This is a genomic window from Candidatus Lernaella stagnicola (genome assembly GCA_030765525.1).
GTDB classification, from domain to species: Bacteria; Lernaellota; Lernaellaia; order Lernaellales; family Lernaellaceae; genus Lernaella; species Lernaella stagnicola.
Genome location: JAVCCK010000023.1, coordinates 160,286 through 181,556, shown reverse-complemented (window position 1 = coordinate 181,556; position 21,271 = coordinate 160,286). Strand labels below are relative to the sequence as shown.

Annotated in this window: 11 protein-coding genes; all 11 read left to right on the top strand. The window is 59.8% G+C overall.

Going from position 1 to position 21,271, the window contains the following annotated elements:
• The first annotated feature begins 29 nt into the window (after positions 1-29).
• On the top strand, positions 30-3,542 hold the full coding sequence (locus P9L99_11200) for a hypothetical protein (protein MDP8223918.1): 3,513 nt from the start codon (positions 30-32) through the stop codon (positions 3,540-3,542).
• Entirely contained in the window at positions 3,529-5,574 is a 2,046-nt protein-coding gene (locus P9L99_11195) for an AAA family ATPase (GenBank protein ID MDP8223917.1), read from the top strand. Before P9L99_11200 ends, P9L99_11195 begins: the two co-directional genes overlap by 14 nt.
• Positions 5,571-7,031, top strand: a complete 1,461-nt coding sequence (locus P9L99_11190) for a protein kinase (protein MDP8223916.1) — start codon at positions 5,571-5,573, stop codon at positions 7,029-7,031. Before P9L99_11195 ends, P9L99_11190 begins: the two co-directional genes overlap by 4 nt.
• On the top strand, positions 7,032-8,795 hold the full coding sequence (locus P9L99_11185; protein MDP8223915.1) for a hypothetical protein: 1,764 nt from the start codon (positions 7,032-7,034) through the stop codon (positions 8,793-8,795).
• 23 nt (positions 8,796-8,818) lie between these two features.
• Entirely contained in the window at positions 8,819-9,286 is a 468-nt protein-coding gene (locus P9L99_11180; GenBank protein ID MDP8223914.1) for a hypothetical protein, read from the top strand.
• A gap of 19 nt (positions 9,287-9,305) precedes the next feature.
• A complete protein-coding gene (locus tag P9L99_11175) occupies positions 9,306-11,903 on the top strand; it encodes an Hsp70 family protein (protein MDP8223913.1) in 2,598 nt (865 codons plus the stop codon).
• A 24-nt stretch (positions 11,904-11,927) separates the two neighbouring features.
• Positions 11,928-14,549 (top strand): Hsp70 family protein, encoded by a 2,622-nt coding sequence (locus P9L99_11170; protein MDP8223912.1) that lies wholly within the window; start codon positions 11,928-11,930, stop codon positions 14,547-14,549.
• Between the two features lie 360 nt (positions 14,550-14,909).
• The gene (locus P9L99_11165) at positions 14,910-15,233 is read left to right on the top strand and encodes an RNA-binding protein (protein ID MDP8223911.1); all 324 of its coding nucleotides are present in this window, start codon (positions 14,910-14,912) and stop codon (positions 15,231-15,233) included.
• A gap of 206 nt (positions 15,234-15,439) precedes the next feature.
• A complete protein-coding gene (locus P9L99_11160) occupies positions 15,440-17,155 on the top strand; it encodes a hypothetical protein (protein MDP8223910.1) in 1,716 nt (571 codons plus the stop codon).
• A 233-nt stretch (positions 17,156-17,388) separates the two neighbouring features.
• Positions 17,389-19,392: a hypothetical protein gene (locus P9L99_11155; protein ID MDP8223909.1), complete on the top strand. Its 2,004-nt coding sequence runs from the start codon at positions 17,389-17,391 to the stop codon at positions 19,390-19,392.
• Entirely contained in the window at positions 19,386-21,266 is a 1,881-nt protein-coding gene (locus tag P9L99_11150; protein MDP8223908.1) for a hypothetical protein, read from the top strand. The genes P9L99_11155 and P9L99_11150 overlap by 7 nt, the downstream gene beginning before the upstream one ends.
• Positions 21,267-21,271 lie beyond the last annotated feature (5 nt).

Here is a 21,271-nt window from a genome sequence, read left to right as displayed (position 1 = left end):
GCCCGCCTTGCCGAACCCGGAGTGCGATGATGGCGCGAATCGGCGCCACTTACCCCGCGAAATTCGCACCCGTCCCGATTGAATCGGCGTGGTGGCAACGCCTCGCGTGGCTTTTCAGCAAGTTCGGTCGTCTGCGGCGGTGTTTGTGGAAGGCGCAACGGCACAACAACGCAACGGCGATTACGTCATTGGAACGCGCGTTGGCCGGTACCCGCGAGACAAGTGCGACGAGCGATGAAAACGCCGCGGGTCTCTTGCGGGACGCGGCGGCGTATCTGGCGCACATCCATTTGCGAAACGGCGACGGGGTGGCCGCGGCGCGTTGGTTGCAGGAACTCCAGGCTCTGTCGCCCGCCCGCGAAACGTGCGTGTCGTTACGTTGGCAATTGCTGGAATTGCTGGACGACAAGGAACCGGGCGAGCCTCTTTATCTTACGCAAGCCCGCTATTGGGTCGGCGATCCGGCCGCGACCTTCGCCGCTCACGGCGCGGCCATCGTGCGGGTCCTCGAGACGGTGTACGACCGTTACGAACGAAACGAATTAAGCGATTTTCTCAGCCAGGCGCACGCCGGTTTGCAGGGGCACGACGTGTTCAAAGCTTGTCGCGTGTTGGCCGAATGTCCGGACGTGTTCGCGTCGCGGGATGAGGCGCTGCAATGGCTCCAAAAGGTAAAGGCCGCGCGTTTTGATTTCTCCACGATGATGAAGGCGGACGCGTTAGTAGTCGGCGCGCGCGCGTCGGAGTGGGCGCAGAGCTTCGAGCCCATGGTGCGTTTCGCCGAGAAGGCGCTTGAGTTGACGCCGCACCGCCCCCGGGCGCGGTACTGGATGGCCCGCGCTTTGCTGCACGTGGGTGACACGGCCGCCGCCGAACGCGCCGCCGCCCTGAAACTGCACGATGAGGCCGGGGCGGAGCGCCTGCAAAACATGATCGACATCATGCTGCAGGAGTCGCTGACGGCGACTGTGAAAGCGACGAAACGTCTTTCCGGAGGGGAGTTCGAAGACCGCCAGGAAAAAGAATTGGTGTTGAAAGTGATCCGCCAGAAGCTGCGGATCAACCCGCAATGGACCCGCGACCAAGTCGAGCTCGCCGGCACGCTTTGCGGCGAAATCGAAGTTGCCGACGGCGAAAAAACGTGGACGCAAATCGGTATCGCCTACCGGTTCATTCGGGTGGAAATGGATTTCCGCGGCGGCCTGGCCAAACTCTCGGACAAAGTGCGGGACGCGGAGCCGGACGCCAATCGACTGGAGCGTGTCGCGCGGTATTTGATCGGCAATCCGCAGGAACGGGAGACCTGGGACGAGGATGATCCGCTTTCGTTGTTGGAGGCGGCGGCCACGTTGGTCTTCAAATCGCAAGCTCCGACGCTCGCCGAGGAAAAAGAAGAGCGCCTGCTCAACGGCTTGACCGACGCGCGAGGCGCCACTTCGTTTGCGGAGTTTCCCCAACTTGATTTCGCGGCCGACCTGTTCGCGTTCGCCCTGCGAGTATGCGGCCGGGGGCCGGGACAGGAATTGCCGCCCGCCTTGACCGACCTTCCGATCGGCACACCGCCGTGGATGCTGTGGCTCCTGGTTCGCGTATTGATGATCAACCAACCGCTAACCGATTTGTGGCCGCTGCTGAAGGATGTCGACGGGCAACACTGGCCGGTCGCCTGGCTCATCGGCAGCCGCCAGCGGCATCTGGGGTTCCGCTCGGAAATCGAGCGCGACATTGCCCAGCGAACCGTCGAGTTGGTGAGCGCGGCGCTCAGCGAGCGGCAGGAGGAAACGGCGCCTCAACTAACCGCGCTCTGGGAGGCGTACGACGCATCTTTCCGCACCGCCGAGCCGTGGTCCGGTTCGGGGCGGGAATCGGAGTTGTTCGCCGGTTTGGGCGACATGGCGACACATGCCATCGCCAAGGATTTCGAGAACGAGGAGGCGGTCGGACGCGCCCGTTTCACGTTGGCGCAAGGCCGGCCGGTCGAAGCGGGGATACAATTCGCCGCCCTGCGGCAGACGACGGCGTTGTGGCCGGCGATTACGCGCGCCTGGTGGGACGACGCGCTGTGCTACTGGCACGGTGTCTGCCTGGCGCGGCAGAATGACCCGGCGGCGGGACCGCTTCTGGAAAGCCTATTAAACGGGCCGAAGGCGGACAGCGCCCGCGGCCAACTGGCCATGATTGCCTTGCGGCACGGCGAGGTGGAAATTGCGGCCTCGTATTTGCCGTCTACGTTCTCGGCGGATCCCGGATGTGTCTATGCTCAGGCGCTGACGGCGACGCGGCAGGGGCGCGCGGACGAAGCGGCCAACGTGTTGGGCGAAACGCGCAACCAGGAATGCCTGCGCGGTTCGGTTTTCGAAGCCGCCGCCGAAAGGCTCGGCGCGGCGCTTGCCGAACGGCGTGAGGATTGGCCGGACGCGGAAAAGCGTCATCGCGCGGTTCACGAAAAATCCCCCGACGATCCCGTTACCAAAGCGCGTCTGGCTCGATTGCTGCTCGTTGCGGCCGGAACGCCGACGGAGGCGGCGGCGCGCGAGGCGGCGCAGCTTCTCGATGGCGTCGGAGCGTCCGTATCGTGGGCGGAGGGTTACGCGCTTTTGGCGGGGGCGCTGGGCGCGGGCGAAGTCGATCCGGCCTCGCCGGCGAACCTCGACGACAAAACCGGCGAGGTTTGGCGGCAGCTTCTAGCGCGGCGGCTCGTGGAGCAAGGTCGCGTTGCCGAAGCGATCGACCTCTTGCGCGTCGAACACGGCGGCACGCGGTCGTCGCTTTTTGCACGCGCCGGATGGGTGCTGAGCAGTCACGACGTGTTGCGCCGCATCGGGGAGTCCTTCGGATTACCGGCCGACGACCACGCGGATGACGCCGTGGGGCGAACCGTCGCGCAACTTCTGGACACGGAGGCCGTCGCCGCTTCGCGCTCTCTGATGGATGATTACGACCGCAGCCCCGAATTCCACGCCGATCCGGTTTTGCAGCGATGGTATACGTTGCACCGATTCGTGGCGGAGGCCGCGGGTCAACCCGCCGTTTCGCCGCCGCCGGCACCGGCAGGCGATGAACTATGGCCTTTCTGGGCGACGGCCGCGATGTGGCTCGGCGAGGGTGAAGCGCGCCGCGCCGCGGCCCGTCAGGTGACCGCCGCCCTGGATAACGGATCCGGCGGATGGAACGATGGGCGGCAAGATCTCTTACAAACCGCCGCGCACCACGCCTTGAATAACGACGCGGAGTTTCTAGAGGCTTTCGGCGAACCGGCGCAGTGGTTCATCGACGGCCTTCCCGTGGATCCGCGGGCGTTGTGGTTGGCGGCCGCGCACGGTTGGTTTCGGAAAAAGGATTGGCGGCGGCTGACCGGCGAGCGGCTGCCGCAGCATCTCGAAGATCGAATGACACCGGCGATGCGGCTGCTCGTGGGCTTTGCGTGCGCGCAGGCCGCGGCCGGGGAAAAGGACCAGGAACGCGCCATGGCGAAGATTCACCGGGCGCAGGAATTGTTGTTGCCGTTGATCGGTGCGGAGGACCAGCATGTTGTTGACTGAACAAGGATTGAATATCGCGGCATTCGATCGCCGTCTGGCCCGTATGCTTGGCGACAAGAAGGGCGAAGAGGGCGATAAAGTCCTGGCGCAGGCGCTCATTCACGGTGACGGCGCGGTACACCTGCGCCATTGGCTGTATTGCCTGGTGGCCAGCCCGGGCAGCATCGTGCGCGTTCACCTGATCGAAAAGCGCGGCAACGATCCGGACCAGTTCATCGAGAACATTGAACTCGCTTTCGGCCTCGACAAGCCCGGCGAGCCCGCACCGGTGAGCGATCGCCTGCATCGTGGGGCGGTCGACGCCGAGGTGTCGGCGATGCTCGAGAAGGTCCAGAACATCGCCCGCAAGTACGATCAAAAGACGATTACCGAAGCGGCGTTGACGCTGGCGATCTACGAGCAAGCCAGTTCGAGCGACAGCCGACTCGCCGGTATCTTGGAGGCCTACGCCACCGAAAAGGGGCTGCAGCACTTTCTGAAATACGTGCAGACGAAATTGCGTCCCGACCGAGTGATCGACCTTTTTGCCGCTTCGACCGACGGAGGCACCCGCAAACTCGACACGTCGCTTTACTCGCCAAGCGGCCGCAAATTCCTGGCGCGTTTGCGGGAGGACGCGGCCAGCCTCGGCGCGAAGCGGATATTCACGCCGCATTTATTGTATTCGCTGCTCGGGCAGGACCGCGGGCACTTGGCGGGCGCGCTGGCGATGCGGGGCTTGGACGTCAAGCGCGACCTGCACACGTCGTTGGCGCGTCATTTGAGTTGGGCCGGCGGCCGGCGCAACGATGCCCTCGAGTTGGACGAACATTCCTTGTTGGGGCCGGTGCAGCGGGTGTTGCTGCGTGCCGTGGAGATTTCCCGGTACGAAACCGAGCAGCCGGCGGGCGAGCCGGAAATCAGCCGGGCGTTTCTGCAGGCTTGTCCCGAGGCTTTGCAAGATGTTCTTCCGGCCAACGCGCACGTGGATATCACCGCGCTGCGGGACTATTTGGACACGACTGAACCGCCGGAAGTCGAACCGGAAAAGCCCTTGCAGACTTTTTCCATCACGGAGATCGAGGGGCGCATCAACGACCGGATTCGCGGTCAGCACGATTCGGTGGGCAGCGTTATGCCGTGGATCAAGCGGTTGCGCTTCGGGTTGTCGCGTGAAGGGCGACCGGCGGGCGTGTTCCTGTTTCTCGGGCCGACCGGCACCGGCAAGACGCAACTGGCCAAGGAGTTGGCGCGCTACGTTTTCGGCGACGAGAATTTGCTGCTGTATCTCGAAATGGGGCAGTTTCAAACCAAGGAATCCATGAGCGGTTTCGTCGGTGCGCCGCCGGGGTACGTCGGCTACGGAGACGGCAAGCTCACCAACGGCCTGCGCGACATGCCCGAGTGCGTCGTGCTCTTCGACGAAATCGAAAAAGCGCACGTGGAAGTGTTCGACTCGTTGCTGCGCTTCGCCGACGAAGGCCTGATTTCGGATCCGGCGGGGCCGATACGCGACGGCCGCCGGTGCCTGATCGTCATGACGACCAACGCGGGACAGCGGTGGCTGCAGCAGGAATACTTCAAGATCGACACGTTGGATGAAGAGCCCGAACGGCTCGCCGAGCTGTTGGGCGCGGCGCGGCGCGATGCGAAATTGTCCGAGTTGTTTCTCGACGCGGCGCGCAGCCGTTTGCAGGAAAAGGGATTCCGCCCCGAGTTCATCGGCCGCTTGGACGAACTGGTCACCTTCCTGCCGCTGGACCTGCCGATCTGCCGCGAAATCGTGGACTACCAACTGGCGATGGAAGTGGCCCGCCTGCGGGAGGCCAAGGGCATCGAGTTGGAGATCGATGAGGGGGCGCGCGTGTTCATGGCGCGTGAATCCATGGTCCGCAGTGTGCGGGAAGGCGCGCGGTGCGTGCCGCGTGTCATCAACCAATACGTGATCAACCTGCTTATCGACAAGCTGTTGGAAGAGGAAGAAAAGGGCGTCGCAACGCACCGGGCCGTCATTCGTTTTGACGGGAACGAAATCATCGTGGAGAAGCTATGACGAAGTCGGGCGCCCAAGGTCCGCTTAGCATCGGCGAGGTTCTCGACGGCCGTTACGAGATCATTCGGTTGATCGGCCAGGGCAACTTCTCGTTTGTCTACCGAGCGCGGCAGCGCGTGCGGGGGCTGCACCTGCGCGACGTGGCGCTCAAGGTGTTTCGGGAGGGGATGGTCCGCGCCGACAACGTGGCCGAAGTGTTCAACGACGCGGTGTCGCTGCTGTACTTGCTGCAAGAACACCCGCGACTTGAGGTGGAGAGACACCTCGTCAACATTTACGACGGCGGCATCGACGAGCAGCGCGGCGGCCTGGCGTATTTGGCCATGGAACTCATCGAAGGGCGGGAGTTGACGTATTCGATCGCCAAGCACGGCGGCGTGCCGGGTATCGGCGGCATGCCCCTGGAACTGACGCTGCTCTACCTGCGGCAGATTCTCATGCCGCTGGCGTGGATGCACAGCCTGAAACCGCCCACGGTGCACGGCGATCTGCATCCGGGCAACGTGCTGATCGATAAGGCGGGCGAAGTGAAGATCGTCGACTTCGGTCTGGCGGCGCGCCTGCCCGCGGCGGTGTTCGGCGGGGCGATCAAGTACCAAGCGCCCGAGACGTTGCTGAAAACCGGCGGCAACCGGCGTTTCGATGTCTTCGCCCTCGGGTTGATGTGGTACGAAATGCTGACCGGCCGGCATCCTTTCATGGACGACGACGCCAAGATGTTGTCGCTGGACTTGAATATTCTCGCCAACGAACGCGACGATTTGAAGCGCCAGGGCGACGATAAGGCCGTCACGGCCAAGACACGGGAGATCGTCGCCAAGCAAGAGGAATACATCGCCAAGCAAGTCGAATTGCGGCGCACGCCGCCGCAGCCGGCGTCGGAAATCAACAACGAACTGGCCGAACACCTGGCGCTGGAGGACGTGTTGAATCGCTGCCTCGCCTTCCGGCAGTCGGACCGCTATGCGAGCGCGGGGCAGGTACAGGAGGCGATCGACGCCTATTTCGACGGGCATCCACGCGCGGTGGACCGTTTCGCCGTGGCCTTCGGAGCGAAGCACCGCGTGGCGGAAAGCGACTCGCTTCCCGAACCGGAATCGTCGCCGGAGATGCTGTTGGATCGCGCGCGGCGACTGCACGACCGGCGGGAATTCGGCCGCGCCGTGGCGACTTTGCGGCAAGCGATTCAAAAGGCTCCGCGGCACGTTCCCATCTACGCCGAGGCGGCGGAAATCATGCTGGCGTTGGCCGGCGATGCGCCAAAAGCGGAGCGGGCGCACCTGATGGAGCAGGCTCAAACCTTGTTGCAGCAGGCGAAGAAGATGGCGCCGCAGGACCCGCGCGTTCTCGAGGTGATGGCGGATTTGTATCGGGCTTACGGCAAGCAAACGGTGGCCGACAGCCTGACGGAAAAGGCGCGCCAACTGCGGCGGGGCGGCGCGGGGAAGGGGCGGTAGATGTCGACGACGACGATCGATCCTCAGCAAGCGCGACAAGCCAAGGAGCTGTTGGCGTTGCTCGATCGTTACGCCGTCGAGATGGAGACGCTGGCCGATCCCGAGCGCGTCGCGCGGCAGGCGCTTGGCGTCAACGATTACGGTTGGACGCGCGAAGCTTATAACCCGGAGGCGTTTCGCATTTGGGGCGAGCTGCACGCCGAGCGTCCCGACGACGCGCTGGTGGCGCACCATTTGGCGATCATGCACAACGCGCGGGCCATCGATCTGGAAAACGGCGAGCGGCCCGAAGAGTCGGACGAGGATTGGCGAAGCGCGATGGACCTGTGGGGCCGCGTGTGGCGCGACGACGGCTTTTGGGAGGCGCTGGGCAAGCGCATCAGCGACGACAACCGCAAGGACGACATCGTCCGGCGCGTGCGCGAAACATGGCCGGGGCAACTGCTGCGCTTTCATCTCGCCATCGCATTCGATCCGGAAGAAACGGGGAAAGAGCGGCGTCAATTTCACCTCGCCATGGCCAAGGAAGCACCCTTTCCGGCCCACTACTTCAGCACCGCGCGCTCGCGGGTGTACGAAGATTCCACGGCGGGAATCGACGACCAGGTCTGGCGCAGCGATATTCTCGACCCGGAGATCGTCACGCCGGGGATTCAGGTGATCGCCGCGTACCTCGAAGTCGACCCGACCCACATTGACGCGTTGTCGGATTTGCTGCGCCTGCAGTGTCGTCTTTCGTTGGCGGGGGTGCAGGACATCAACGCGAAGGCGGGCGACACGGGCGCGCGCGCCGGACGGGCGCGAACTCTTTGCCGGGAAGGCGTCAAGTGGGACGAGTACATTCGGCACCTGATGTCCTGCCTCGAGGATTTGCAGGACGATATCCGCGAGAAGCTGTATTTCTGGTACCGCACCTTGGGCGACGCCAGCCTCTTGGCGGAAAACTACGACGACGCCCAACAACTTTACGGCATCGCCCTACAGGCGACGCAGGAACCGCGGTCGCGTCGTTACGCGCTGGACAGCATCGGGGTCGCCAAGGCCATGGATCTCGGCGACCGCGCCGGGCGGGCGATGTTCGGTAAGGAGAAGCAGGATCTTATCGCTGAAGTCGATGTCGCGGTGGAGGACGAAACGCTGTCCGTCGACGCCATTTGCATTCTGGTGGTTTGTTACGATGTTCTCGGCGCCGTCGAGAAGGCGCTGCAGACCGCCGAACGCGGCATAGCGATGGAACCGGACATTGAAGACTTGTCGTCGTTCGAACGCTTCCAACGAGGCAAACAGAAACTGGCGGATTTGGTCAAAAAGCTTCGCAACAAGGTGGGAACGGTCAAGTTCAAACCGGGTCGCCAACCGTCCCCCGGCACCAAGCTCGGCAGCGAGAAGAGCATGGATGAGACGCGGGACATCGTTCGCAAGATGGACGACGTGAAAAAGTTCGACGAGGAATTCGGCGGCGAAGACGCGTACGACTTGCGCCAGGAGGCGGCTCGCGCCTTCCAAAGCGGCGATCTGGAGACGGCGGAGAGGTCATTGCGCGAGGCCATCGAGAAATCGAGCAACCCGCAAAAAATGCAGGGCGAGTTGTCGGAACTGCTGGCCACGATCGCGGAAAAAATGATGGACGAGGCCGGCGCGGATTTGTCGTCGGCTACCGCGCTGCCGATCGATCAGAAACTTGAAGAAGCGATTCGGCTGGATCCAGACAACCAGGCCGCAAAAACAATCCGTGAGAAGTTGCGGTCCATGGTTCGGTCTTAGCCGGGCGGGAAAGGAGACGAAACGTGCCTCTTTGTTGGATACGTGGTCGGAACCCGTTTCGCCATAACTATTTCGGCGTGCTGGGCGTGGGACCCAATACGCCCAACAACCATATTTTCGCCATCGCGAAGAAGCTGGCGCGCCGCGACCCGTCGCCGGAATTGGATGGGCAGCCGCTGGACGCGCACGTGATCAACGACGCGGCCGGAAAATTATTGGAAAGCCGCTCAATGGTCGAGGAACTGCTGCTGGTGCACGCCGACCCCTCGGACGACCGTAAGCGGCATAAGAAGATATTCAAGGAAATCAGGGAAGCAGCCGCGCTGCCGGCCGAAACGCCGCCCCTTACTTTGGCGCATCCGCTGGCCGTGCTGTGGTTTTTGCCGACGCTGGAGGCGGACATCATCCCTGTCCCCGAACTGGAAGAACTGCGCCTAACCCGCCCGGGCGACGCGGCCGATGCGGCCTGCGACATTGTATTCGACGGGTGAATGAAGAAGGAGAAATGTGATGGATATCGGTATCGACTTGGGAACAACCTTCAGCGTGATCGCGGTGGATGGAAAAGCGGTGTGCGTGAAAGATTACCCCGAAGGTTATTTGCTCGAGGAATGCGGGGTGACCATCATCCAGACACCCGAATACGAAAAAACCTTTCCTTCGGTGGTGTCGTTTGATCCCGACGACGGCAGCAAGTTCATCATCGGCGCGATCGCCAAGCAGGATGCCGAAAAAGGCATTGCGCCCGTTCAGTGGTCGAAACGCGCCATCGGCAGCGATCAGCAACTGCCGCTGGGCGATACGACTCTGACCGCGAAAGACGCCGCCCGCAAAATCCTGGAGTACCTAAAGCAATGCGCCGAAAGCGCGCTTGGCCAACCCGTCAAGCGGGCCGTCATCACGCATCCGGCCCGCTTCGACCCAAACCAGGTCCAGGAGACGAAGCAAGCCGCCCACGATGCCGGGTTCGACATGTCCGACAGTCGCTGCATGCTCATGGAGCCGATCGCGGCGGCCCTGTCCTATACGCGTTTCGAAGAACGCGACCCCTTGCGCATCATGGTCTACGACCTGGGCGGCGGCACCTTCGACGTGACGATTTTGGAGCGAAAGGGCGGCGTGATCACCAGCAAGGCTTTCGACGGCGACCGCCTGCTCGGCGGCTACACCTTCGACCGCGCGTTGGTCGAGTGGATCATCGGGAAAATCGAAGCGACAGGCCGCAAGGTGCGTCACGACAAAAACAACCCGGAGGATCGCGGCCGCCGCGCCCGCCTCCTGCAGTATGCCGAGGACTTGAAAATCCGGCTGAGCGAACAGGGCAAAAAGAAAAGGGTGCCGGTCGAAGTGCGCCTCGATTTCCTCATCGACACCGAGGGGCGGAAAATTCAGGTGCGCGAGCGCATCACGCTGGAGGAATTCTGCCAATTGATCGCGTTGGACCTGGCCAAGACCGGCGACTGCCTCGAGGCCTGCTTGAGCAAGGCGGAGATGTCCTTTGCCGACCTGGACCTGCTTCTTCTGGTCGGCGGCTCGACACATTGTCCGTGCGTGGTGGATTACCTGGCGAACGAAGTTGTGCCGGAAGACGCCGGCGTGGAAATCCGCAAGTGGAATCCGGACCTCTCGGTAGCCGCGGGGGCCGCGATCATGACCGAGTATTTGGGTGTGATCGCCGAGGGCGGCGACGTGTCGCTGCATGTCCAAACGCCGAAAACCTGGACGCTCCCCTTGGTGGACATCCGCGGGCGCGTGGAGGCGAAAGACGGCCGGGACCTGACGACCTGCAACGTTGTGCTGCGTGACGACGGCGGCGCGACCGTGGCCGAGGGGCACGCCGGGATAGACGGCGGATTTTCGTTCGAGGATGTCTCCTTGGACGAGTTGGCGCCGAATCAGTTTACGTTGCACGTTCTGGACGCGGGCGGCGCCGAGCTCGTTCGACACGCGTTCACCATTGAGTACGACGAGTTCGGCAGTGTGACCGAAGAACCCACGCGCATGCTGGCGAAAGCCATTTCTGTAGAGACGGCGTCAGGACCCGTCCTGTTGGTGGACGAAGCCGAGCACTTGCCGACCCAAACCATCACCACGGAACTGGTCAAGCTGCACGACGACCCGTCCGTCACGATCAATCTGTTGCGCGACAACGAAGTGATCGGCGTCATTCACGTCGAGCACCTGCCCAGCGAAGCCACGGCGGGCTCGGTGATCAAACTCGAGGTTTGTGTGACCGAAAAAAGCACCATCGAAGGCACCGCCAAGGTGTTTTCGCCCAGCGCGAAAGACACGGTGTTGTGCGAGCAACCGGTGCGGGTTGCATTCCCGCCCGCGCCGACACCCGACCTCGGCGACTTGGAAGCGCGATTTCGCGAGTTGGAAGACAAACTGATTCAGGACCTAGCGCTCACTCGCGACGACAACCACCGCATGCGGCTGGCGGGTCTCGGCAAAACGATCGTGAGAGAGATGAAGGGAAAATTCGCGGAGATGGAGCCCGACGTTTTGGAGATCATCCGTCTGATCAAGCAACTGAAAGCCGTCGTTGATCCACCGAAAATCGAGTTGCGACCGTCGCGAGCGGACTTCGACGACGCGTGCGCGTCATGCCGGAGGCTGATCGAGGAAAACGACGACAAGTCGGAAATCGGGACGTATCGCAGCGCCCTGGAATCTTTTGTGCGGCAAGGTGACAAAGCCTATTACGGAGGGAAGCAGAAACTTTGGTCGGCCGCTTACGACGGGGTTGTCGGCCTAATCAGGAAGTTAATGCCGCAGGTAGCATCACCGGGTTGGTCGCATGTGGCGGACCCGGTCCTTACGCAAAGGATGCGGGCGCACCAGAAGGTCGACCGCGTGCGAACGAAGTTGCAGGACAAATGCGAGGCGGTCGCCGCGGAAATGCCGCTGCAAAAGGGGAAGATCGAGGCGCGGGCCGAGCCGATAGATTTGTTGCTGAGAAACATCGACGCGGCCATCGACAAAATCTCGGACGAAATCGATCCGGATAACGCCGAGAGTATTATCGTGAGAGTATTGATGCCACTGAAACCCATCGAGGAAAAGATCGCCATACTCCACATCGATACCGTCCCCAAAAAAAAGTAGCCGGCGGGGCGGAGGGTAAACAAGATGGACATCGGTATTGATTTGGGAACGACATTCAGCGTTTTGTCGGTGGACGGCCGCGTCACGTTGAGCGAAGGCTATCCGAAAGGCTTCTACCTGGCCGAGTGCGATGTTACCGTGATCCCCACGCCCGAGGCGGAACTGACTTTTCCTTCCGTCGTCTGGGAAGCCCCGGAGAATCGCGGTGTCTTCATCGTCGGTTACGGCGCACTCGAGCAAGCCGGCGCCGAGAACGCTCCGGTCATGTTCGCCAAGCGCCGCATCGGCAGCGACGAAGCCATCCCCCTCAACGATCGGTCGATTTCGGCCCGCGACGCGTCACGCGAAATCTTGAAGTATCTCAAAGCGTGCGCCGAACAGGCGTTGGGCCGCCCGGTGGAGCGAGCCGTCATCACCCACCCGGCCTACTTCGACCGCATTCAGGTGGAGGAAACGCGGCAGGCGGCCATCGAAGCGGGCTTCGATATGTCCCTGCCCGACCAGATGGTCATGGAGCCGGTCGCGGCCGCGCTCGCCTATTGCCGCTTCGATAAACGCGACCCCCTGCACGTGCTCACCTACGACCTGGGCGGCGGCACCTTCGACGTCACTTACCTGCGGCGCGAAGGCGGCGTGATTTCGATGAAGGCCTTCGACGGCGACCATCTTCTCGGCGGCTACAATTTCGACCGCGAACTGGTTCATTGGCTGCGGCAACGACTGCAACGGCAGGAACGCGAGGTGCTGTTCGACGAAGACAACGCCGCGGACCGCGGGCGATTGTCGCAGCTATTGCGTTTGATGGAGCAAGTGAAGATTCGCCTTGCGGAAGCGCCCGACGACCAAACCCCCATCGACGTCCGCAGCCCGAACCTGCTGGTGGACACTGCCGGGCGGCGGGTCCAGGTGCTCGAACGCATCACGCGCGCCGAGTTCGTCGAGCTGATCGCGCCGCACATCGAACGAACGGTGGAGTGCTGCCGGCGCACGTTGGAAAAGGGCGACGTCGACTCCGAGCGGCTGGATGAAGTTCTTCTGGTCGGCGGTTCGTCGTACGGGCCGTGGGTGCAAGAGGCGTTGCAGGCGGCTTTTCCCGCGGTTTCGCCGAAACTGTTTTTCCCGGATCTGTGTGTCAGCGCCGGGGCGGCGATTCATGCGGCGGCGATTCTGCCCGCGCGCGTGGATCGGGAGAGCTTTCAACTCGACTTGGATGTGCCGTCGCGTTCGATCATCCGCGAAGTGGATATCGGCGGGCGCGTTTCGGCCAAGGACGGGACGCCGGATCCGGCAGGGTGGCGGGCGACGCTGCAACTGCCGGGCGGCGGGGCGATGGAAGTCGCGCTGAGCGTCGAGGGTGAATTTACATTCGCCGACGTGGAACTGCTGCCGGAACAGAAAAACCATTTCGCGGTCGCGGTCCTCGACGAGGGCGGCGGGGCGCTGATCGAGCACGAATTCGACGTGGTCCACGCGCCCGATTCCACCGACGCGACCGACGTGACCTCGGTGCTGCCCAAGCCGCTGTTTCTCGAAACCCTGGACGGCATGGTGCCGCTGGCGGCCGAAGGCGTCACGTTGCCGGCGCGCTGCAACGTCTCGCTGACGCGCGACACGAGCCACCGCAATTTGACGATCCGCATTTTTCAGGAAGGCTTTCCCGTCGGCGCGATCGGCGTGGAAGACATTCCGACGGAAGGCGGCCGCGGCTCGAAGGTTCACTTGACGGTCAGCGTCGATGAAAAATTCCGCGTGATCGGGACCGCGGAGATCGTTTCACCGGCGGGGAAATCGATCAAGACGGCCGAAGTGTTCGTCAAGTTCGACATCACGGGCGTGCCCGCCGTGGCGCAACTGCAAGAGGAGTTGGCGGCGCTGCGCCGGCGGGTTGCCGAATTGCAGGAGAAGGTCGCTGAGCAGACGGAGATCGATGCGGAGAAAAGAGACCGAATCGCGCAACTGCTGGCCATCGCCGAGCACTTGCTGGAGCAGCAGCCGTTGGAACGGCAGGAAGTGTGGGCCGTGATCCGCCGGCTGGAACTTGAGTTGCGTCCGCCGGAAAACGAGCTCAAGCCGACGAAGCAGGAGTTTCTCGACACCGTGGCGGATTGTCGCGACAGGATCGCGTTCTTGCATCGCCGCGCCGAGGAGACGCTGGCCGGCAGCGAGGGGTCGGAGGACGCGAGGGCCAAGGCGGAGGCGAGTCTGCAGCGGGCCGAGCGGTACGGGGCCGTGTTGGAGCAATATGCCCGGGCGGGCTTGGCGGCTCACGCGGCGAAGGATCGGCGTCGTTGGGCGGCCGTGGGCGAGGCGGTGGATAATCTGCGCAGTCAAATACGGGAGCGGTCGAGCGCCAAAAAGCCGTCCAGCGGTTTGTTGAAGATGTGGGCGTTGGAGAAGGTCGAGCAGCAGAAAAACGTCGTCGAGGAAAAGTATAACCGCATGCAAAGCGAAGGCCGTCTGGACGAATGGGATAGCAATTTCAAGGTGTTAGCCAAGGCGTTGATGGATCTGGAGCGCGACATCATGGCGCTGAGCGACGACCTGCCTTCGGACCAAATGCGCTCGGCCCTGGCGACTCTTTTACTGGAAAATATGGACAAGATTCGTCTGGCCACGGAACGAATTGGCATTGAAGTGCGCAAGTAGAGGCCGCAAAGGAGACGAGAGGCCGTTAATCTTGCACTTGGAAAAAAGAAAAACCGCCTCGTTTTTTTTGTTTTTGTTCATTGACTTATAGTTCGCGGCATGCCATATATTTTGCTGGAGCTGAGACGTTTCCAGAAAAGGCGTGGGTGTAAACCTATTTTCGGGCGTCCAGTAAAGGTCTTTTAACTGGGAGCTTTGAGCACACGGGTAATCCCTTGTCGTTGTTCGGGACCGTCTTGGCAATACGCGCGTCAATCACTTCTTGTAGCGTTTCACTCAGTATAGCCTGACTCCGTAACCACCGAGAGACATTACTGTGTCAACGAAATTGACCTCCCAAAAACAAGAAGGAACGGATCAATGTCGAACAAACTTTTCGTGGGAGGGCTCGCTTGGGCCACGGACAGCGAAGGCCTGAAAAGCGCTTTTGCGGAGTACGGCGAAGTCGTCGAAGCTACGGTCATCACCGACCGGGACACCGGCCGCAGCCGCGGCTTCGGTTTCGTCACGTTTGCTGACGAAGCTGCTGCTAAAGCCGCCATGGCTTTGAACGGTACCGAGCTCGATGGCCGCACCATTCGCGTGGACACCGCCAGTGAGCGGCGTGACCGCGGCGGCTCGCGCTTCGGTGGCGGCGGCGGCGGCGGCGGCGGCGGCGGCGGCGGCGGACGCGGTCGCTACTAAGCCGGAATACTCTTTCCGACGAATTATTTGATAGTAACCGCTCCCCAGTTCCGCTGATGCGGGATTGAGGGAGCGGTTTTTTTGCGAATTTTGCCTATGGGAACCCGTGCGCCTTTCCGTTAATATGGCCGCGTACCACCGCCCGAGAACGGCAAGGTTCCCACGCGAATGGCGACGATTTCCCTACCGTCAAAGGAGATTCTCGGATGTCCTTCCCTCCATCACGGTTGCGTTTTTCACTCTTTTTTCTGCTGCTTATTTTGTTGGCGACGATGTTTGCTTGTGGTTCCGATGATAACGCAAGTGACGACGACGACGATGATAACGACGATGACAACGACGACGATGACAACAACGATGATGACGATAACAACAATGATGACGACAACAACGACAACAATGATAACGATAACAACGACGACGATACCGTTCCGGACGATATCGTCGATCCGCCGTCCTCCCTGCCGTTTACGATCGAACGCGAGCAAGCTGGCATTGCGCCCACGTCGGGGGAAATCACCGCGTTCACGCAGCGGATGAAGGATTTTTACGACGGGGTCGATTTTTTCCGGTGGGCAGCTCGGCATTCCATTGGTCTGGCCGAAGGCAATCCGTGGGGTGAACCGCCGTATATGATTTGGTGGACGAACGCCTACGCCATCAAATCCGGCGACACGGTCACTTTCACATGGCACGGCCCGTCAGATAATTCGACGGCGAAAGTCGGGCGCGTGTTGTCGTTGGCGGTCAGTCTCTATTTATCCAACGGCGACACCGCCGCGCGAGAAGTGGCGCTTGGCTACATGCGGGGCCTTTCGGCGACGTACGACGGCACCGTGTGGGGCGACGAGGACCCGGTCGTCGACTCGATCATGGCGCGCGCGATTTTCCATCGCAATCACACCTATGAACTCGATGGGGGTCGCCAAGCCGCTGTCGATTACGATTCGGTGCGCTACGAAGTGATCGAGCGCCGCCACGATACCGTTCACAATCCCGACAACCCGACCTGGGGAGATATCTGGGTGCGCAACAAGCGCTCGAAGGACGACTTCCCCTATCTGTACCGGAGCATCCCTTTGTTGGCGCGCCTGATTCGCGAAAGCGACGACGAGGAAATGAAGCAGGCGGCGATCAAGCTGTACCGGCAAATCAGCAACATGGCCCGGGACGTGGCCCGGCACGGTTACCACATCCGCACCAAGGGTGTGGACGGTGAAATTTTCGTCCCGCGCACCGAGTACGGATTCGTCGACGACTTCGCCAGTTTCGTCAACTACGAGTTCATCTTCCCCCGCGCGGAATGCAACGCGAAACTTTGCACCGCCTACCTGGCCACCGGCGGCGACGCGCTGGGCAACGATTGCCTGGACGGCCACAGCCGCGGCTACGAACTCATCGCCAATTTCGGCCATTTCTGGTCGGCCAACATGATATGGGGATTTCACATTTCGGCCGTATCGCTTTCGCTCGCCTACGAGAACAACGAAGCCGCGCGGTCTCTTTTGGAGGGCCTCGCGGCGCGCGTGGAGGAAATCCGGGCGAGTTTCTTCTGCGACATGTACCTCGAATGGAACCCGGAGATTGCGCAAACGCTGGTTCTCGCCGCAGCGTACGGTTTGCCGCTGACCAACGAAGAGGCGCGTTATGTGATCGAGCACTTCACCGCTGCCGCCGATCACTACGAAGCGTTCGAATATTGGGATTTGTGGGATGAAACGATTACCGACGGCGAGTACGAGTTTATGCCCGAGCGATACGAATACGATCCCGACGGGGATCCGGTCGCGGCCTACGTACGCATCACCGAAATCGCGGACCTGTACGAGTACTGCTACTCGCCGCTAAAAGACCCCGCCGGGGCGCAATTCGTGGATTGCGAAGCGTTACTGGGTGCTGAATATCGCTTTACGCCCGAATAAAGAATCGATATAATCCCGCAAATTGTAATTCGTTGTAATACACGATTTACGATGTTCCGTGACGGGGACGCACCATTCGATATACATCGTTGAAAACGAAGCTACGGGAAATTTGCGTCTCCGATAAGGTGAGTGACGAAGGTTTCGGGTGAGGGGAGGATCGTCGCCTGCTTCAGGGCCAACGACAACAAGGCATCGTTTCGAAGTAGGTGCCAAAGAACCGGGGGCAACCGATGAACAAAGTGATTCGTCGTTTTGTGTTTTTCCTAAACCATGATTGCGTGACCGGCCAGTCGTTGCCACAAATCCCGCCGGAGGATCTCGGCGAACATAACCGGATTTTTGCATTCAATCCCGCAGACATGCCCGGCAATACCTCGCCGTCGGCCGTACAGGACTTCGTAAAATTGTTTGAGAGCCATTATTCGGGAGACCTGGCCGCGATTAGACGAACGCCGGCCGACCAAGCGAAACAAACGTCGGTGTTGATTACGATGAACGGATACGAGCCGCACGAACGTGAAGCGCTGGTTACGCGGGCGGTCGTTGTCCTTAAGGCGTTTTACGACGAAATATTTGAGAGAGCGGCGGTCGATTTCTGGTTGCATTCCGGGACGAAGGATTTCGAATCGCAAAGCGGTTTTCTGGAACGTGAAATGCAAAGAAGCGCAGCTCAGACGGGAATAAACGCAACGAAGTTCACTCCGGTCATTCAATATACGCCCGATGACACGGTTTTCGAGAAAATCAGGGCGTGGCTTATGTTTTCAACCGTGGAGTCGAGAGAAATCGCGGAGCAGAGGCGCCTGTATCACCTTAGCGTCGCTCATTGGTTGACGCAACAAATCGTGCGCCACTTACCAGCGGAAAGACATATGGATAAGGCGCAGAAAGATTATGAGACGGCAGCCGATGGAGGCCTAGATTTGGCGGCGCGCCTAGAATCCGATTTTCGCAGCGTCGCCGAAGAATGTGAGACATCAGATATACCATTTATCGTTTTTATTGACGATAACCAAACTAGCCCAACTGGAGGACATGTAGACACACTGGAATCGCGTGCAAATATTCTAAAACAACTTTTCATGGATTGCCTACAGTCCGAAACTCGGTCGGGAAACGGTGGCGCTGCCGAAAATCAGCCCATAAGTATCGAATGGCAAAAGCGTTTCTTTATGATTACGCCGCAGCAATTGTACAATGCAACAAGCTTGCGTTCGAAAATTTCGGACATCGCCAGAAACAACATTTGGAGAGAATCCGAAGAACAAACGTTGAAGCCTAATGTCATTGAAGATGATTTGGACGTATTGATCTGGATTACCGGTTTTCAGTTCGTCAATGAAACGGCAGACCGCGACGCGTTCGAACTGTTCGACTTTGGAAGCATTAAAGAATTCGTCGATGGCTTTCGCGGATTATCGTATGTATACATTGGCAGCACGAGTTGGCAAATGTTGCAGCTCGGTACAGCGACCGGGGTTTTTGGCGGACTGCAGGATAACGTTCAATCACGGGTGGGACCGGATCTATTCGAAAAGACAAAGACCGTCCCGAACGAGACCGGGTTAATGCATAAAGGGGCAATCTGGGGCGATTATCAAGATATAAGAAGACAATACGATGACGGGGAAAAGAGCATCGAAAGCTCCAGTGGTATGCCGACGTATCTTCCGCTGCTTGAATTGATCGTCGATCGTCTCGAACACTACCCGCGCCAAATGCTTAAATGGGCAGAAAAAGCGTTGTTAAGAACTTTTGTTGCAGTCGAAGAGGGCGAAGAGGATAACGCCCATGACCCTTACGATCGAGAAAAATGCCCGGTTTTTCAGACTTCAAAAAAAGAGAAACGGGACGACGACGGGGTTCCGATGTGCTGCCGACGATGCTTGACAGCGCACCTTGGAAACTCGTCGGAATTCAGCTTCCATTACGAACGAATCCGCCGGCGAAAATTCTGGAAACGGGTCACTAGCAACTATTGGCGGCGCGAAGTAAAAAAGGCAACCGGCGATCCCGTACTCGAATTTCTACGTTCCGAAAAAATCGATTTGGAAGATGTCGATAGAATTCTGGACTGGTTGTCTTCCGTCATCATTGATTTGGTGGATTCGAACAGGATTTCCGCAAAAAGCAAGGCATACCTTCAACTCATCGTGAACACGCTCGAAAAATACGTCGACGGTAAACGTGTCTATCCTTGCCCGATGCTGATGGAGGCGATGATTAAGTGGTAACGCAGGCGCTTCACCACAAGTATTGGCACGCTTGGCGGTTTGAGGCCGTCTCCAGCGTGTCCGGCGAGCGTGTTGAGACCGTGTTGGTTTTCGACAAAGAACGGCTGGCGTCCTCCCTTCATCGCGAATGGGTTGGCGGCCGTATTTGGCTTTTGACTTGCTCCGAAGAAATGATTGAATTGGAGGAGACGCGGGAGGTCGGTTGCCACGAGAACGGGTCGGGAAATCGCCCAGCAGGGCGGTTCGACGACGAAAAAGCCGTGCGGTCGCGGAACATTTTGTTTTCATTGGAGAAAAACTCCCTGGAAGAAAACGAGTATTTGCTTACGAAATTCGTGCTGGATCATCGCGAGAAAGTGGGCGCAGGAAGTTCGGAGGTCGATAGCGCAGAGTACCTTGTGTTGTTGCACATGGCGGCGCTGTTTCGATTTGGGCCCAACTGGGCGGATGCCAAGATGTTGGCGGAGCGCTTCAAGAAAGATGTACGCAAGTTCAATTCGGGCCGGGGGAAACCGGAAAGTCCGTCGGGATTGAAAGATTCCGAACGCCTCGATCGGCTCGGCAATGCCGAACACGTATACGATGTGGCGAAAACCGTAGTCGATGCATGGCAGAAGGTCCCATTGCTCAACGGGATGCTGCTGCACTACGAAATGCTCGCCAAAGGGGCGTGGGCGCAGAGGTTCAATCATTTTGACGGGGAAACCAACGAGAGAGTCAACGCGCAAACCAAAGGGAAAATCCTCGGCGACAGTTCCTATTCGACGATTCGTTCGGCTTTTGTCAGCTTTCTTTTGCAGCGGTCGAGCGTCGCGGAGCGGCGAACGGTTTCGCGTTTTCAGGAGTTGATGAAGGCCGTGCCCCGCGAAACTATGGCGTTGCCACCGGTGCGGCATACGGATGAGCAAACGTCCTGGGCGCTGACGGAATGTGAGCCGGGATCGAAATGGGGCGTGGCGCCGTGCTTGGCCGCCATCGCCATGGAATGGGCGAACGGGCCGGTCACGATGCAACAAAAGCCCATGATTCGTGAGTTATGCAGTTTTCTGGTGCAGTCGCTTTACGTATCGGAGGCATGGCGGCTGGTTAAAAAAATTCCGAAACAAGGGAAAACGACCGACAGCTCCTGCCTTAAGTTCGGTAGTTTGCGGCGTTTCTACGAGCAGTCGTATTGGTCCAGTCCGTTGTGCGGCTTGCTTTTAGTGCTCTTTTTATGGGGCTCCTGGAGATTCCTTACCGGTTGTTGCGCGATCGTGCCCGACTGGACGTATTGCCAGGGACTTAAAAGCCTCAATAGCGGACTGCGCTTCGAATTCGGTTTTCTGGTTTTGGGCGGTCTTTTCGCACTTTGTTGTTTGGCGTTTTGGGTTCGTGACTATTACCGCACGCCGGATTTGCAGAGTATCCTTTTCACGCGAATCGTGATCGGTGCGGCCGTGACGTGGACATTGCTGTTCGTCGTCGGTTTCAAGAACAGCGAATATGAATACCCGATCGGGTTTGAACAACTTCCTGAAATCGCTCACTGGGCGATCGCTTTTTGCGCGCTATTCGTCATTGGATTTCTCATCAAGCGGGAGGCGCGGATCAGTGATACTTTCGCCGAGCCTTCCAGAAACGGCATTTACCAGGTAATGGCGTACTTATTTGGCTTGGTTGCTTTTTTGGGGATGACGCTGCGATTTGTGACGAAATTCGGCAAGAACCTGATGACGAAAGAATATGGGTGTAGTGAATTCGTCGAAACATTCTTTGGTCAAGCCGTGGAGAAATTCAATGCCGGGTGTTTCGTCGCGCACGTGGCCGGCGTATTGCTGGTGACGCTCATTCTTTATGCCATCATAGAAGACAGCCCGATTATCGAAAAATCGTAGCCGGC

Bases quoted from the DNA above. Each gene is read 5' to 3' on its own strand.
- P9L99_11200 (MDP8223918.1), top strand. From the start codon at position 30: ATGGCGCGAATCGGCGCCACTTACCCCGCGAAATTCGCACCCGTCCCG.
- P9L99_11195 (MDP8223917.1), top strand. From the start codon at position 3,529: ATGTTGTTGACTGAACAAGGATTGAATATCGCGGCATTCGATCGCCGT.
- P9L99_11190 (MDP8223916.1), top strand. From the start codon at position 5,571: ATGACGAAGTCGGGCGCCCAAGGTCCGCTTAGCATCGGCGAGGTTCTC.
- P9L99_11185 (MDP8223915.1), top strand. From the start codon at position 7,032: ATGTCGACGACGACGATCGATCCTCAGCAAGCGCGACAAGCCAAGGAG.
- P9L99_11175 (MDP8223913.1), top strand. From the start codon at position 9,306: ATGGATATCGGTATCGACTTGGGAACAACCTTCAGCGTGATCGCGGTG.
- P9L99_11170 (MDP8223912.1), top strand. From the start codon at position 11,928: ATGGACATCGGTATTGATTTGGGAACGACATTCAGCGTTTTGTCGGTG.
- P9L99_11165 (MDP8223911.1), top strand. From the start codon at position 14,910: ATGTCGAACAAACTTTTCGTGGGAGGGCTCGCTTGGGCCACGGACAGC.
- P9L99_11160 (MDP8223910.1), top strand. From the start codon at position 15,440: ATGTCCTTCCCTCCATCACGGTTGCGTTTTTCACTCTTTTTTCTGCTG.
- P9L99_11155 (MDP8223909.1), top strand. From the start codon at position 17,389: ATGAACAAAGTGATTCGTCGTTTTGTGTTTTTCCTAAACCATGATTGC.